We start from the raw sequence: 14242 nt of genomic DNA, 5'->3' as shown, positions 1-14242 counted from the left end.
TCGGGATTTTCCGACAACAGGATTAGAGTGCATTGACCCACACTATCTACATTGACGGCGAGGCCGGTACGACCGGTCTTGAAATTCGCGAACGCCTCGAGGCGCGCAACGACCTGCAACTGATGTTGCTGGGTGACCGACGTCGTGATGTGGAAGCCCGACGCGAGGCGCTGAATAGTGCAGATGCCGTTATCCTGTGCCTTCCGGATGATGCGGCCCGCGAAGCGGTGTCGATGATCGAAAACTCTGCGGTCAAGATCATCGACGCCTCGACGGCTTATCGTGTCGATCCGAACTGGGTTTACGGCTTTGCAGAAATGGATGCGGGGCAGCGCGAAGCGATTGCTTCGACCACGCGTGTATCGAACCCCGGCTGCTATCCAACCGGCTTTATTGCTTTGATGCGCCCACTGGTGAAGGCGGGCCTGGTACCGGCCAGCCATCCGGTTACCGTCAATGCGGTGTCGGGCTATTCTGGTGGCGGCAAGACTATGATTGGCGAGTTCGAAGCTGAAGGCGCTTCGACGGCTTTTCGTGGTTATGGTTTGTCGTTGAAGCACAAGCATGTGCCGGAAATGACGAAGCATACGGGGCTGACCATGCCGGTATTGTTCTCTCCTGCGGTTGGGAACTATCGTCAGGGCATGCTGGTCGAGGTACCGCTGCATCTTTCGGCCCTGCCAGAAACGCCGTCTGTAGAGCGCATTCATGGCGCTCTGGTCGAGGCCTATGTTGGTCAGCGTTTCGTCGAAGTGGTCGATCTGGAGGCGACCGAAGCCATGGGCGGTATCGAGCCTGAAGCTCTAAACGGAACCAATACAGTGCGTCTTCATGTATTTGGCGACCGTGGCGGCGAACAGGTGCGTCTGGTAGCCATGCTGGATAATCTGGGCAAGGGCGCATCGGGCGCTGCGGTCCAGAACCTCAACATCATGCTGGGTCTGGATGAGGCGACCGGCCTGAAATAATCTGGCCATCCAGTCAAAAGAAAAGCCCCCGATCCGGTGATCGCGGGGCTTTTTTGTACCGGGCGGGAAGGGGGCTTAGCCCACCTTCACGCGCATGGCAGCTTCGGGCAGGTCTTCGCCAAAGGCACGTTGATAGAACTCGGCAATGGTCGGGCGTTCCAGTTCGTCGCACTTGTTCAGGAAAGTGAGGCGGAAGGCCAGACCGACATCTTTGAAAATCTCGACGTTCTGGGCCCAGGTAATAACGGTGCGCGGTGACATGACGGTCGAAATGTCGCCGTTCATGAAAGCATTACGGGTCATGTCCGCGACGCGGACCATAGCGGCAATCTTGCGACGGCCCTCTTCGTCTGCATATTGCGGCACCTTGGCTGCGACGATTTCGGCTTCGACGTCGTGATCCAGATAGTTCAGCGTGGTGACGATGTTCCAGCGGTCTAGCTGGGCCTGATTAATTTGCTGGGCACCGTGATAAAGGCCCGTCGTGTCGCCCAGCCCCACTGTGTTGGCCGTTGCGAACAGACGGAAATAGGGGTGGGGACGAATGACTCGGTTCTGATCCAGAAGGGTCAGTGCGCCTTGAGCCTCAAGTACACGCTGGATCACGAACATCACGTCCGGACGGCCAGCATCATATTCATCGAATACGAGGGCGACAGGACGTTGCAGCGCCCACGGTAGAATGCCTTCACGGAACTCGGTGATCTGCTTGCCGTCTTTCAGGACGATGGCGTCCTTGCCGATCAGATCGATACGGCTGACATGGCTGTCGAGGTTGATGCGCACCAGCGGCCAGTTCAGACGTGCGGCAACCTGCTCGATGTGGGTCGACTTGCCGGTGCCATGATAGCCCTGAACCATGACGCGACGGTCAAAGGCAAAGCCCGCGCAGATAGCGATCGTGGTCTGCGGATCGAACTGATAGCTGGTGTCGATTTCGGGAACGTGGCTGTCACGCTCGTCGAACATCGGCACTTCCATATCGGAATCAATGCCAAAGACTTCGCGTATCGTCACCTTGCGGTGAGGGGCGAGGGTCAGCAGGGGATCGGTAGCAACAGCGAGCGGAGAGGTCATGCAAGTCCCATAGAGCGGGGAAGGACGAGGCTCAATGGCCAAGATGATATCGGTTCAAGGATCAGCCGTATCCGGCCTTCTTTAGGGTCTTATAGGCCTTGATGACATGTTGTAGCTTGGCTTCGGTGGCGCGGTCGCCACCATTCATGTCCGGGTGGAAGCGTTTCAGCAGCTCGTGATAGCGTGCTTTGACCGCTGCCTTGTCTGCACCGGGTTCCAGACCCAGTTCAGCAATGGCCTGACGCTCCAGTTTACCCATGCGGGCTTCAGCCTCGGACATGACAGGACCACTTGGAGCCGATTCGTTTACACGGCGCCCGAAAAGACCATAGCTGTCCTGCCACGAGCCTGCCGTTGCATCGGCGGGACCATGTTTGGCGGCCGAACCTGCATTGACGCGCGAGTTGCGGCTGACCTTCATGTCCCAGGTCGGGCGACCGCCGGTCATGGCCTCGTTTTCTTGAGCGGCGCGAATCTCTCCCTCGGACATGCCTGAATAGAAGTTCCAGTTCTTGTTGTACTGGCCGGCATGAGCCTGACAGAAGTTGTAGAACTGGTTGATCTGTTCACGCGATTTCGGAGCCTTGGCTGTGGCCGGACGCGAACAATCGGCCCATTCGCACGGAATCTCGCCGGGCTTGAGATGCAGCACATCTGCGGCAGCCGCCTCCTCTTCAGGTTTGGGCGGCTTCACCCGGATATCGGTGAAACGGGGTTTGTATTCGAAAGAAGCGGACATTCCGGTTAGTCTAGGCCTGATTTGTGTTGCTTCAAGGACTTGACCTATGGCTGACGGCCCGGTTGCCCGAATTATCCGACAAAAACTGCAATCCGCGTTATCTCCGCAACGTTTGGAGCTGGAAGATGACAGCTGGCGTCATGCTGGCCATCATCATGAAGGGGGGATGGATGCCCAAGCGGGTGGGGAATCCCACTTCAATCTGGTGATCGTCAGCCAAGCGTTTGAAGGTCAGTCACGTGTGGCGAGACAGCGCATGGTACAAAAGCTTCTGGCCGAAGAATTGGCGGGGCCGGTGCACGCACTTTCAATCTCCGCGAGAACGCCTGCCGAAGAAGTACAATCTGTATAACGCGTAATTTCAAGATTCACGGTGTCTTAGCGACTCGGTCGTATTCTTGCCATGAAAGATCACCGTGGGGCATGGGGGCACCAGAATATGGTGGGTAGTGGCAGTATCGGACGAGGTCTTGACGGGGATACGCCCGGCTCGGCAGCGCAAGCGCTGAGCGCGATTCTGGAGACCCAGTATCTACGGTACCTGATTATCCTCAGCTGGGGCCTGGCCATGTGCGCGGCTGTCGGCTGGAAGATGGGGCTGGGCTGGCTGGTCGTAACCTTGTTGGCTGGTTGGGTGCGCGGCACGGCCGAACGTCGCGCCAGTCGCCGCAAGAAAGAAGACTGGGGCACCGTTTTTCCGGTTGTCGCCACCCTGACCACAGCGGTTTGGGCTACTGCACCGCTATTGGCATGGTTTTCGGGCAAGTCATTCGGGCATGAAATGGCTGTAGCCTTGCTGGCTTCGGGCTATCTGCTGGTGTTTGCGCAGCTAAGAAACTCTCCGCGACAGGCCGTACTGATTTCTTCTCCCTATGGAGCAGCGGCAGCTATAATCGCCATTAGTTTGTGGGGAACGCAGGAATTTTGGGCCTTTTTGGCCATGGGGCCGCTGATGCTGGGCGGTTTGTTCGTTCTGGTTCTGATGACCATGCTGCGTGAAGAACGTATTCATGCGTTCCAAGAGCATCAGACCCATCTGATTACCGAGTTGGAGGCCGCGCGCGACAAGGCTGATGCCGCCAATACGGCCAAGTCGAACTTTCTGGGCGTTATCTCTCACGAATTGCGTACACCCATGAATGGTGTATTGGGCGCAGCGCAGCTTCTGAGCAGTTCGCGACTGGATGCCCAACAGCGTGAAATGCTGTCTATCATTCGCAATTCAGGTGACAGCCTGCTGTCCTTGCTGAACGATATTCTGGATCTCACCAAGATTGAAGCCGGAAAGATGGCCTTTGAGGCTATCGACATTGATATGGAGAACCTCCACCAACGTCTGCTGTCGCCCTTTGAGGCACAGGCTAAGGCCAAAGGTTTGAAGATGATTCCGGTATTTTCAGGGGAAATACCGGACGTAGTGCGAGGAGATCCGCTGCGGGTATCTCAAATACTGTCCAACCTGTTGTCCAATGCGGTGAAATTTACCGAAAAGGGCGAAATTCGTTATGGCGTGCATGCCCGACGCATTTCGGATCAGCGTGTGGCGTTTGAATTTTCGGTTCGTGATACAGGAAGCGGAATCTCGGAAGACGACCTTCATCGTCTCTTCGAGCCATTTACGCAGATCGACAATTCTTCAACCCGCCGTTTTGGCGGTACCGGGCTGGGCCTGACAATTTCTCGTCGTCTGGCCAACATAATGCATGGCGATATCCATGTGGAATCGACCTTAGGCAAGGGATCAACCTTCACGCTGGCTGTAGAAGCCGAGGTTGTGCAATGGTCGCGAGCGGCCGAGGAAAGCTCAACAGCGGCCAAGGTCGAAGTCATGTCGGGCCTGAAGGTGCTGGTGGTTGAGGACCATCCCGTCAATCGCATGATCCTTGAAGCCTGGATGGGCAGCAACGGTCACGATGCGACCACAGCCGAGCACGGGGCTATGGCTGTAGAGATAGCCGCGACCCAGGCCTTCGATCTGATTGTGATGGATGTGAATATGCCTGTCATGGATGGTCTGGAAGCCACGCGAGGTATCCGGACCGGCTGTACGGTCAATGTGGACACGCCCATTATTGTACTGTCCGCATCGGCGCGTGCAGAGGACCATCAGGCCGGCTTTGCAGCGGGCGCGGATGCCTATCTCAACAAACCTATCGATTTCCGTCAGTTGGCTATGTTTATGAAACAGGCGGCTCTGGGGCGTGCGGCTCTACAGTCACTGACGTCGGCATCTGATTCAGCCTATGTGGCCGCCTGACGATACGAATGAAACTTTAGCTCTATCAGATGCTTCCATTCGGCGGCTGAGGCGTTAGCCTGTTGCCATGAGTATACAGCCGCCTGCCACCGATACCCTTTCATCAACCGTGCAAGCCCTTGACGGCCGTTTAAGCACCGATGCTGTTGTCATCGCCAAGGCGATCGACATGCTGGGGGATTTTGCCGTCAACCTGACGGTTGCGGCGATTATCTTTGTTGTTACGCTGATCGCTGCAAAATGGGCGAGTTCGGCCACGCGCAAGATATTGTCGCGGACACGATCGGTTCAGCGTGATCCAACGGTTCTAGGATTTCTGGTCCAGATCGTTCGGGTGATCGTGATCTTGATCGGCATGATCGCTGTCCTGCAACGCCTCGGGGTGCAGACGACATCGATCATTGCCGTTCTGGGTGGAGCATCGCTGGCCGTGGGCTTGGCCCTGCAAGGCACGCTGTCAAACGTGGCGGCAGGAGTCATGCTACTGATTTTGCGACCCTATCGTGTGGGTGATGTGATTGATCTGAACGGCGTGGTGGGTTCGGTGCAGAAGTTGACGCTGTTCACGACGGAAATGTCGAATGGAAATAATAACAAGATTATAGTGCCGAATTCTAAGGTACTGGCTGACGTTATTATCAACCTGAGTGGCCAGCGTACCCGCCGTGTCGAGGTGAAGTTCACCGTGGGATATGGCGAAGACCTGAACCGTGTGCGTCAGGTTCTGGAAGACTGTGCCAAGGCCCATTTCCGCGTACTCAAAGACCCCGAAGTTTGGACGGGGGTGACGGGCCTGCTGGACAGTTCGGTTCAGGTGACCCTGCATTGCTGGGTCCGTTCCGAAGACCATTTCCAGACCACAGCCGACCTGACCCAATCCGGTAAGGAGGCTCTGGATAAGGCAGAGATCGAGATACCTTTCCCTCACCAAGTATCTCTAAACTATGGACAGGTAGGCGTCTTGCGTACCGATTCCGAAACCGCTGCTCCCCAGAAAGACTGAGTGCTGTGCGCTACGATTTTGCATCTGATAACACCGCCGGCATGGCTCCATCGGCGATGAGGGGGTTGGTTGAGGCTAATAGCGGATTTGCAGGGGGCTATGGCGCGGACGAATACAGCCGCAAGGCCGCCGATGAAATCCGCAAGCTTCTGGATGTGGATGCGGATATCCGGTTCATGTTTACCGGCACGGCGGCCAATTCGATTGCCCTGTCCATGTTGGCCAATCCGTTTGAAGCCGTACTGGCGCATCACACGGCGCATGTTTGTACGGATGAAACCGGTGCGCCGGGCTTTTTCGGTCATGGCGTGGGCCTGATCGGCCTGCCGGGCTATTCGGGCAAGATTGACGACGAGAGCCTTTGTGCGGTTCTCGATGAGCCTGTGGTCGGTCATCGCCAGCCACCGGCGGCGCTGACCCTGACGCAGGCCACCGAATACGGCACGGTCTATTCGTTCGAGGAAATGGATCTGCTGATCCGTTTGGCGAAGGGGCAGGGCCTAGGCGTGCATGTGGATGGTGCGCGTTTGGCCAATGCCGCAGCGGCCGGATTTGATCCAAAATCTCTGGGCCGGATGGGCGTCGATATCCTTAGTCTAGGTGGCTGCAAGGCGGGCGCACATGGCGTCGAAGCCTTGGTTGTCCTGAACAAGTCGCTGTCATCGCGTCTGGATAACCGTTTGAAACAGGCGGGGCAAACGGCATCCAAAGGACGCTTGCTGGCCGGCCCCATGGGCGAGTTGATTGCCAGCGGTGAATGGTTGTCCGGTGCCCAGCACGCCAATGCCATGGCCCAGAAACTGGCCTCGGGTATCGAAGACGACACGCCGTTTGTTCTGGCCCATCCCGTAGAGTCGAACACGGTGTTTGTACGCATGCCGGACGAAGCCCTTACCGCGTTGCGGGCGAAGGGGTTTGCGGCCTATGCATTTGATGATGGTTCGGTACGTTTTGTCTGCTCGTGGGCCACAAAGCCTGAAACGGTAGACGAGTTGATTGCGGTCTTGGGCCAGCTTGGCTGAAACCCCGCATCCATGCCGGAATGGCGCGGATAGCGGTTGGAAAGGTGCGGACCATGCGTGGTGAAAGAGGCGGCTCGCGTCGCGGCGACGTTATGTCCAAGGCCCAACAGGCAGGGGCGGGGGCTTCTGTGACGGAGGAACCCGGTACGCTGCGCGCTTTGGCCGATCTGATTGGGCTGGTGGGCCGATCCAAAGCGCCGCAACTGGGTTTGCGCGTGACAGGGTCAGTCGGTTTGACGTTGATGGGCAAGGGGCTTGGCGTACTGGCTCCGTTAATGCTCGGGGCGGCCGTCAACCACCTGGCTGAAGGACAAAGCGTAGCCACAACGGTAGGGATCAGCTTTGCAGCCCTTGCTGTCGGTTGGGCGTTGATCCGTTTTCTGGCGGCAGCAACGCCGCAACTATCTGATCTTGTATTTGCTCCGGTCAGAGCAGCAGCCCAGAAACAAACGGCGTCCGATGCCTTTGCCCACGCGCTAAGTCTGTCGCTAGATTTTCATCAGACCAAGCGGTCTGGAACATTGTCGCGTGTTATGGATCGGGGAGCGCGGGCAGTGGACTTTCTGCTGCGCATCCTGATGTTCAATTTGGGCCCGACACTGCTGGAGCTGATTTTGGCGGCGGCCGTGCTGGGTGCACGGTATGATTGGCGCTTTGCTGTGGTCGCCGTAACAGTTGTTCTGGTCTATGCAACGGCCACCTTCATGATGGCCAATTGGCGGCTGGAACATCGCCGGACAATGAATGCAGCCGATGCCGAGGCAGCGGGGCTGTCGGTCGATGCTCTGCTTAATTACGAGACGGTTAAGTCGTTTGGCGCGGAAGAGCGCACATCCGATGCCTATGAGCAGTCCTTGTCGGCCTATGCCAGCGCTTCGCTGAAAGCCAATGCCTCATTGGCAACGCTGAACATGATCCAAGCGGCCATTATGAATCTTGGCCTTGGGGTTCTGGCCGTGTTGGCGGGCTTTGAAGCTGCTGCGGGACGTATGGGGCCGGGGGATGTAACGGCGGCGGTTCTGATTATGACGTCGCTCTATCAGCCCCTGAACATCCTCGGCTTTGCCTATCGTGAAATTCGACAATCTTTCATAGATATGGAAGAAATGTTGAAGGTGATGCGTGAAAAACCCTTGGTGGCAGACAGTCCCAATGCTGTGGCCCTGCCTCGTCCAGATGAGACATGCGGTGCAGAGGTCGAGTTCGATCGGGTCAGCTTCCGCCACGATGCGCGGTCCAGTGGTCTGGACGATGTCAGTTTCCTCATTCCTGTACGGACGACCACAGCCCTTGTCGGTCCTTCAGGATCGGGGAAATCGACGATTGTAAAGCTGGCCCTGCGTCTGCTGGATCCTCAGTCCGGCAAAGTATCCATTGCTGGTCACGATGTGCGTGAAATCAGACAACAGTCGCTGCGACAGGCGGTGGCACTAGTGCCGCAGGATGTGGCGCTGTTTAACGATACACTGGCGGCGAACATTACCTTTGCGAGGCCGGATGCCAGCGAAGCGGAAATCTGGGCAGCCGTTGAAGGAGCGGAGTTGGCCGACTTCATCAAATCTTTGCCTGATGGTCTACAAACGCGCGTCGGCGAGCGCGGTTTGAAATTGTCGGGGGGAGAGCGCCAGCGCGTAGGAATTGCCCGCGCCCTTATTGCCGATCCTTGCGTGCTGATACTGGATGAAGCGACGAGTGCTCTCGATAGCCGGACTGAAGCGTCCATACAGCAGACCCTGCGTCGTGCCCGTAACGGGCGCACGACCTTGGTTGTAGCGCATCGTCTGTCTACGATTATGGATGCCGAGCAGATACTGGTTCTGAAGCAAGGCCGTATCATCGAGCGCGGCACGCACCATGAACTGGTGGCCCGTCAGGGTGGCGAATATGCTGCGCTTTGGCGCAAGCAGACCCGCACCCGTAAAACGGCTTAACTGCCGAGTTTGACCTTCAAGACATCCTTAAGGCTGTCCAGAACCTGCTGGCGCGTGATCTCGTCGTCTTTGGGTAGAGCCAGCAAGAGACGGAAGCTTTGGGCGTGGACGGTGATGATACGCCAATCAAACGGTTGATCCAGCGGCGAACCATCCAGCAGATCACATAGATTGGTGGCTGCGATACAAAGGTCTTCGCGGGCAAACGGACCGGCGGCATCAATAATACCCGCCGACAGGGCGTAGGCCTTGTTCAGTGCATCTTCCAGATTTTCAATGCCGTCAGGTGCGGGCAGGGCGGCTAACTGCTGAATGGTTTGCTCAACCAGTTGCAGGCTTTGCTCTTCCATAGAGGCCAGGTTTTGGGCAGCCTGTTTCAGTGCAATGCCGGTGCTAATGCCTCCCGGTTGATCTATCAGGCTGGAGAGCCGCGAGCGGCGACGATTATGGGTGATGACAGTGGTCATTACAGTCCTGCCTTCTTGCGAAGTTCGTCAGCACGACGTTCGGGGCCATCATAATCGCCTACACGGAAGCGGCGGTCGGGGCCAAGATAATCGCCTACTTCAAGGAATGGACGATTATCGCGTGAAACCCAGACAATACGCTCTAACAGGGTCAGAGAGCTGAACGGTTTCGTGATTAGAAAGTTTGCACCGCAATCGCGCGCTTCCTGAACCTTGGACTGGCGAACGTGGGCAGCGGTCATGATCACAGGTGCAAAGGCATTGGGTTCCAGCTTGGAACGGCGAAGCCAGCGCACGAATTCAAAGCCGCTCATGCCCGGCATGTCCGAATCTACAAGGATCAGATCAACCGGATTTTCTTTAAGGATTGAAATGGCTTGGGCTGCGGAAGCACAGGCATGACGCGTTGACAGGCCGAAACCTTTGAGCGCGCGGATGGTTAGTTCCTGCGCAAAGCTCGAGTCATCGATGACCATCGTCACAGCGCCTTCAAAGTTGAAGACGGCACTTTCGCGTAAAGTTTCACCCATGCCCGGTGAACGCGCAGTCATCAAAGTCACGGCAGTCCTCTTGCAGGCAATAAGGTCAGCTTTGCCATAGGTGTCACAGGAGGCAACGCCCTATGTTATGGCAAAGCTGCTGTTTCACGCCGGATTAGCCGAGGCGGCCGATGGCATAGAAGCGGTCGGCCCGCTGGGCACGAAGCTGGTTGGCATCAAGCGCCGAAAGGACTTTCAATTCGTCCTCGATGGCGTCGCCAACGGCATTGATTGCAGCTTCTGGATCGGTGTGGGCACCGCCCAGAGGCTCACCAATCACGCGATCCACGATCTTCAGTTCCAGCAGGTCGGGGCCGGTGATTCGCATAGCCATGGCCGCATCCTTGGCACGGCTGCCATCACGCCACAGGATACCGGCGGCACCTTCCGGCGAGATTACGGAATAGATCGAGTGTTCCAGCATCATGACGCGGTTGGCCGCAGCGATGGCGATAGCACCGCCCGAACCACCTTCACCTGTGACGGTGGCGATATAGGGTACGCCCAGCGTCAGGCCGCGTTCGGTCGAGCGGGCAATGGCCTCGGCCTGACCGCGCTCTTCGGCACCGAGCCCCGGATAGGCACCGGCGGTGTCGACAAAGCTGAGGACTGGCAGGCCGAATTGTTCAGCCATGTCCATCAGGCGCACGGCCTTGCGATAGCCTTCAGGGCGGGCCATGCCGAAATTATGCTTCAGGCGGGTCTGGGTATCATGACCCTTTTCGTGGCCCATGATGACCACGCCCTGGCCACGGAAACGGGCCAGACCACCAAGAATGGCCTGATCGTCACCGAACTGGCGATCGCCGTGCAGCTCTTCAAAGTCGGTGAAGAGACCGTCGATATAGTTGATGAAGTGCGGACGCTGCGGGTGGCGGGCCACCTGCGTGCGCATCCACGGATCGAGATTGCCATAGGTTTCGGTACGCAGTGCCGAAGCCTTGGCTTTGAGGGTGTTGATCTCTGCCTCGAAGTCACCGCTGGAGGGGGCGAGCTGTGACAGCTCGGCGATCTTCGCCTCAAGTTCAGCGATAGGTTTTTCGAATTCGAGATAATGCGTGGCCATAAAGCGCCCGTGTAACGACCGCGCCATCTTGGCGCTACGGAAAGGTCGCGGACCCTAAAACTCGTCGGGCCTCGCGGCAAGAGACCTACATATCAGTTTTTACGCGCAAGGGGATGTGACTTGTGCACGACCTGGGCCAAACGGTCGGTTGCGACATGGGTATAGATTTGGGTGGTCGAGATATCTGAGTGCCCCAACAGGGTCTGTACGACACGCAGATCGGCTCCGCCTTCCAGCAGGTGGGTGGCAAAGGCATGGCGCAAAACGTGCGGACTAATGCGCGAGGGATCTATGCCGGCAGCAGCAGCTGCAATGTCCAGCAACTGTGCGAAACGGCGAGGCGTCAGGTGCCCAGAACGTCCGTGAGAGGGGAACAGCCACGGACTATCAATGGGTTTTTCCCTGTCTTTAGACTTGTTGGCTGTCTTTGCTCTTACCGCAAGCCATGCCTTTACCGCCTCGCGGGCAGAGGTATTGAGGGGCACTAGGCGCTCTTTGTTCCCCTTGCCGGTAATGATCAGATAGGCGGGATCGCGCTGCACTGCCGCCAGTTTCAGGCCAAGCACCTCTGAAACCCGCATTCCAGACGCATATGTCAGTTCTACCAGAGCCAGAAGACGCAGGGCGGCGGCTCCATCCTGCGAGGCGACGGTATTCATAAGGGCGTCGATCTCTTCACGCGACAGGCTTTTAGGCAGAGGGCGACCTTGTTTTGGAGCATCCAGACGTCTTGAAGGGTCATCCTTGCGCCAGCCTTCCCCCATGGCAAAGCGATAGAATTGGCGCACAGAGGCGCGTCGTCTGGCGGCTGTTGCTGCAGAAAGGCCGCGTACAGCCAGATTAGCGTACCAAGCTTCTATGTCTTCCTGTTCAGCTTTCAACAGTCCGCCTTTGGAAGCCAGCATCAGTTCAGCATCGGCCAGATCGCGGCCATAGGCCGCCAGCGTATGCTTGGAAGCATCGCGCTCTACGGCCATCATTTCTAGAAAGGCTTCGATTTGTGGGGTCATTGGTGACTGCAAGGGGTGTGGAGCGTGGTCATCCGTGTATAGAAGAGGAGGTTAAGAACATGAACTGTGACGCCTCACCTGATTCTCCGATTTTGAAGCTGAACCGCACCATTGCATTGGTGGGGCTGATGGGTGTCGGCAAATCCACAGTGGGGCGCCGTCTGGCCACGCGTCTGGGTCTGCCGTTTGCCGATGGCGATCACGAGATTGAATCTGCAGCCGGTATGAGTGTCAGCGAGATTTTCGCGACCCGGGGCGAGTCCGATTTTCGTGCCGGCGAGGTGCGGGTCATGAAACGTCTGCTGGAAGGTCCGCCCATTGTGCTGGCAACCGGTGGCGGCGCAATGATGAATGACGAAACCCGCGCCATGATGAAAGAACACGCCGTGACGGTTTGGATGCGGGCGGATCTGCATGTGATTGCCGAGCGTGTGGCGCGCCGTGATACGCGGCCCCTGTTGCGCGGACGCGATACGATCAAGGTGCTGAGTGAGTTGGCCGAGAAACGTTATCCTGTCTATGCCCAAGCCGATGTGACGGTGGATGTGGGGGGGGGATCGCACGGCGTGGCGCTTGAAGCCATGCTGGCGGAATTGAGAAAGTATGCGTTGGAGCAGGGTGTGCGATGACCGCTACTATCCGTGTAGAGGGCGGCGACTTCCGCGCCTATGACGTCGTGGTCGGCGCGGGCCTGCTGTCTTCGCTGGGAAAGCGCGCCAAGGCATTTAATCCGACACGAGTGATGGTGGTTACCGACAGCACGGTTGGTCCCTTGCATGCGGATGCCGCATTGGCATCCTTGAAGACAGCGGGTTTTGAAGCCGAGCAAATTACGGTCCCGGCGGGCGAAGCTTCAAAGAGCTTTTCCGAGCTTGAAAGCGTGCTGGACCGGATGATGGCGGCAGGTATGGACCGTCGCAGTCTGGTAGTGGCCCTAGGTGGCGGTGTGATCGGTGATTTGGCCGGACTGTCGGCGGCGCTGTTTATGCGCGGGATCGACTTTATTCAGGTGCCGACAACGGTTCTGGCTCAGGTGGATTCTTCGGTCGGCGGTAAGACAGCCATCGATACACCACGCGGCAAAAATCTAATCGGTGCCTTCCATCAGCCGCGCCTGGTGCTGGCCGATATCGATATTTTGAAGACGCTGCCCGTACGTCAGGTGCGCTCCGGCTGGGCGGAAATCCTGAAGCATGGCCTGATTTGCGATGCGGCCTATTTTGACTGGCTGTCGGGCGAAGGCGCTGTGGGTGCTGAGGGCAACCCTGAGGCGCTGACAAAGGCTGTCATTCGCTCTGTCGAGATCAAAGCGCAGGTCGTCGGAGAGGATGAAAAAGAAGCAGGCCGCCGCGCCTTGCTGAACCTCGGTCACACCTTTGGCCATGCACTGGAAGTCGAGGTCGGGTTTGACGATACTCTGACCCACGGTGAGGCGGTTGCTGTCGGCTGTGCCATGGCGTTCCGCTATTCGGCGCGTCTGGGTCTGTGTGATGTGGTCGAGGCCGAACGGGCAGAGCAGGGGATAAAGGCGGCGGGCCTGCCCACGCGTCTTGCTGATATTGCCCATGCCTTTGATGCGGCTGCACTGCTGGAGCGTATGCAGGGTGACAAGAAGGCCGAGGGTGGGCGATTAACGCTTATTCTCGCGCATGGCATCGGACAGGCCTTTGTGACCAAGGATGTCGATGCAGTCGATGTTCTCTCCTTCCTGAAGCAAGAAGGCGCGGTCTAGACCAGCGGCTTTATTTCGCTGACTTCGCAAACTGTATCGTCTGCATTGGGGGCATGCCAATTTGCAATCTTGCCTTTGCCGCTTAGCACTAATCCGCTGGCTTCGTAGAGATAGCCCTCTGCTGTTAGCTTGCGCGTCAGGTCAAAGGCCAGTCCGTCTAAGCGGCGAACGGTTGCCATTTGGCGAGGATGGTCGAAATCGATCATCAGACGTTGGCCATTTTGGCAGTTGAAAACCCATGCAGCTGCATTTTCGGGTGAAACGTCTTGTGGAATCTCGGCCCTGAGATGTTCGTCAGTTTTGCGCGGACCAATGGTTTCGTGATCTTGGCATGCCGTCAAAAACAAGCCTGCTGCCAAACCAGCCACGATTTTGCGCATTGAACCACCCGTCCCGTCGCTCTTGTGACGGGGGGTCACGAGCTTCAGACA

Annotated in this window: 15 protein-coding genes; 8 read left to right on the top strand and 7 right to left on the bottom strand. The window is 57.4% G+C overall.

Features of this window, described 5'->3' with window-relative positions; all coding sequences use genetic code 11:
* Window positions 1-32: 32 nt before the first annotated feature.
* On the top strand, window positions 33-968 hold the full coding sequence (gene argC, locus WEU32_RS08550; protein WP_406851605.1) for an N-acetyl-gamma-glutamyl-phosphate reductase: 936 nt from the start codon (window positions 33-35) through the stop codon (window positions 966-968).
* Window positions 969-1043: 75 nt separating this feature from the next.
* Here the strand turns inward: argC and cobS are convergent, their stop codons facing one another.
* A complete protein-coding gene (gene cobS, locus WEU32_RS08545; protein WP_312812869.1) occupies window positions 1044-2045 on the bottom strand; it encodes a cobaltochelatase subunit CobS in 1002 nt (333 codons plus the stop codon).
* 61 nt (window positions 2046-2106) lie between these two features.
* Entirely contained in the window at window positions 2107-2784 is a 678-nt protein-coding gene (locus tag WEU32_RS08540) for a J domain-containing protein (protein WP_312136979.1), read from the bottom strand.
* 46 nt (window positions 2785-2830) lie between these two features.
* On the opposite strand from WEU32_RS08540, the gene WEU32_RS08535 reads away from it, so the two are divergent.
* The 5 genes from WEU32_RS08535 (at window position 2831) to WEU32_RS08515 (ending at window position 8997) form a co-directional block, all read left to right on the top strand.
* On the top strand, window positions 2831-3136 hold the full coding sequence (locus tag WEU32_RS08535; protein WP_406851604.1) for a BolA family protein: 306 nt from the start codon (window positions 2831-2833) through the stop codon (window positions 3134-3136).
* A gap of 51 nt (window positions 3137-3187) precedes the next feature.
* Complete coding sequence (locus WEU32_RS08530) at window positions 3188-5041, top strand: ATP-binding protein (RefSeq protein ID WP_312812872.1); 1854 nt, start codon at window positions 3188-3190, stop codon at window positions 5039-5041.
* A 67-nt stretch (window positions 5042-5108) separates the two neighbouring features.
* Window positions 5109-6044, top strand: a complete 936-nt coding sequence (locus WEU32_RS08525; protein WP_406851603.1) for a mechanosensitive ion channel family protein — start codon at window positions 5109-5111, stop codon at window positions 6042-6044.
* Window positions 6045-6100: 56 nt separating this feature from the next.
* A complete protein-coding gene (locus tag WEU32_RS08520) occupies window positions 6101-7066 on the top strand; it encodes a threonine aldolase family protein (protein ID WP_406851602.1) in 966 nt (321 codons plus the stop codon).
* A gap of 53 nt (window positions 7067-7119) precedes the next feature.
* Window positions 7120-8997, top strand: coding sequence for an ABCB family ABC transporter ATP-binding protein/permease (locus WEU32_RS08515; RefSeq protein WP_406851601.1), 1878 nt, complete (start codon window positions 7120-7122; stop codon window positions 8995-8997).
* On the opposite strand, the gene WEU32_RS08510 is transcribed toward WEU32_RS08515, so the two are convergent.
* From WEU32_RS08510 to WEU32_RS08495, 4 genes are all read right to left on the bottom strand, one after another.
* A complete protein-coding gene (locus WEU32_RS08510) occupies window positions 8994-9464 on the bottom strand; it encodes a chemotaxis protein CheE (RefSeq protein WP_312136990.1) in 471 nt (156 codons plus the stop codon). The two genes, WEU32_RS08515 and WEU32_RS08510, sit on opposite strands and share 4 nt — an antisense overlap.
* Window positions 9464-10015 (bottom strand): response regulator, encoded by a 552-nt coding sequence (locus WEU32_RS08505; RefSeq protein WP_406853420.1) that lies wholly within the window; start codon window positions 10013-10015, stop codon window positions 9464-9466. Before WEU32_RS08505 ends, WEU32_RS08510 begins: the two co-directional genes overlap by 1 nt.
* A gap of 103 nt (window positions 10016-10118) precedes the next feature.
* On the bottom strand, window positions 10119-11069 hold the full coding sequence (locus WEU32_RS08500) for an acetyl-CoA carboxylase carboxyltransferase subunit alpha (protein WP_312136992.1): 951 nt from the start codon (window positions 11067-11069) through the stop codon (window positions 10119-10121).
* Window positions 11070-11161: 92 nt separating this feature from the next.
* Window positions 11162-12079 (bottom strand): tyrosine recombinase, encoded by a 918-nt coding sequence (locus WEU32_RS08495; RefSeq protein ID WP_406851600.1) that lies wholly within the window; start codon window positions 12077-12079, stop codon window positions 11162-11164.
* A 59-nt stretch (window positions 12080-12138) separates the two neighbouring features.
* Between WEU32_RS08495 and WEU32_RS08490 the strand changes: the two genes are divergently transcribed.
* The gene (locus WEU32_RS08490) at window positions 12139-12708 is read left to right on the top strand and encodes a shikimate kinase (protein ID WP_312136995.1); all 570 of its coding nucleotides are present in this window, start codon (window positions 12139-12141) and stop codon (window positions 12706-12708) included.
* Window positions 12705-13811: a 3-dehydroquinate synthase gene (aroB, locus tag WEU32_RS08485; protein ID WP_406851599.1), complete on the top strand. Its 1107-nt coding sequence runs from the start codon at window positions 12705-12707 to the stop codon at window positions 13809-13811. The genes WEU32_RS08490 and aroB overlap by 4 nt, the downstream gene beginning before the upstream one ends.
* Here the strand turns inward: aroB and WEU32_RS08480 are convergent.
* Window positions 13808-14191, bottom strand: coding sequence for an MliC family protein (locus tag WEU32_RS08480; protein ID WP_406851598.1), 384 nt, complete (start codon window positions 14189-14191; stop codon window positions 13808-13810). The genes aroB and WEU32_RS08480 overlap by 4 nt on opposite strands.
* Between the last annotated feature and the right edge of the window lie 51 nt (window positions 14192-14242).

It is taken from the genome of Brevundimonas sp. BH3, assembly GCF_045345115.1.
Classification (GTDB): Bacteria; Pseudomonadota; Alphaproteobacteria; order Caulobacterales; family Caulobacteraceae; genus Brevundimonas.
The sequence above is the reverse complement of the archived record's forward strand: the minus strand, read 5'-3'. Positions and strand labels throughout refer to the sequence as shown.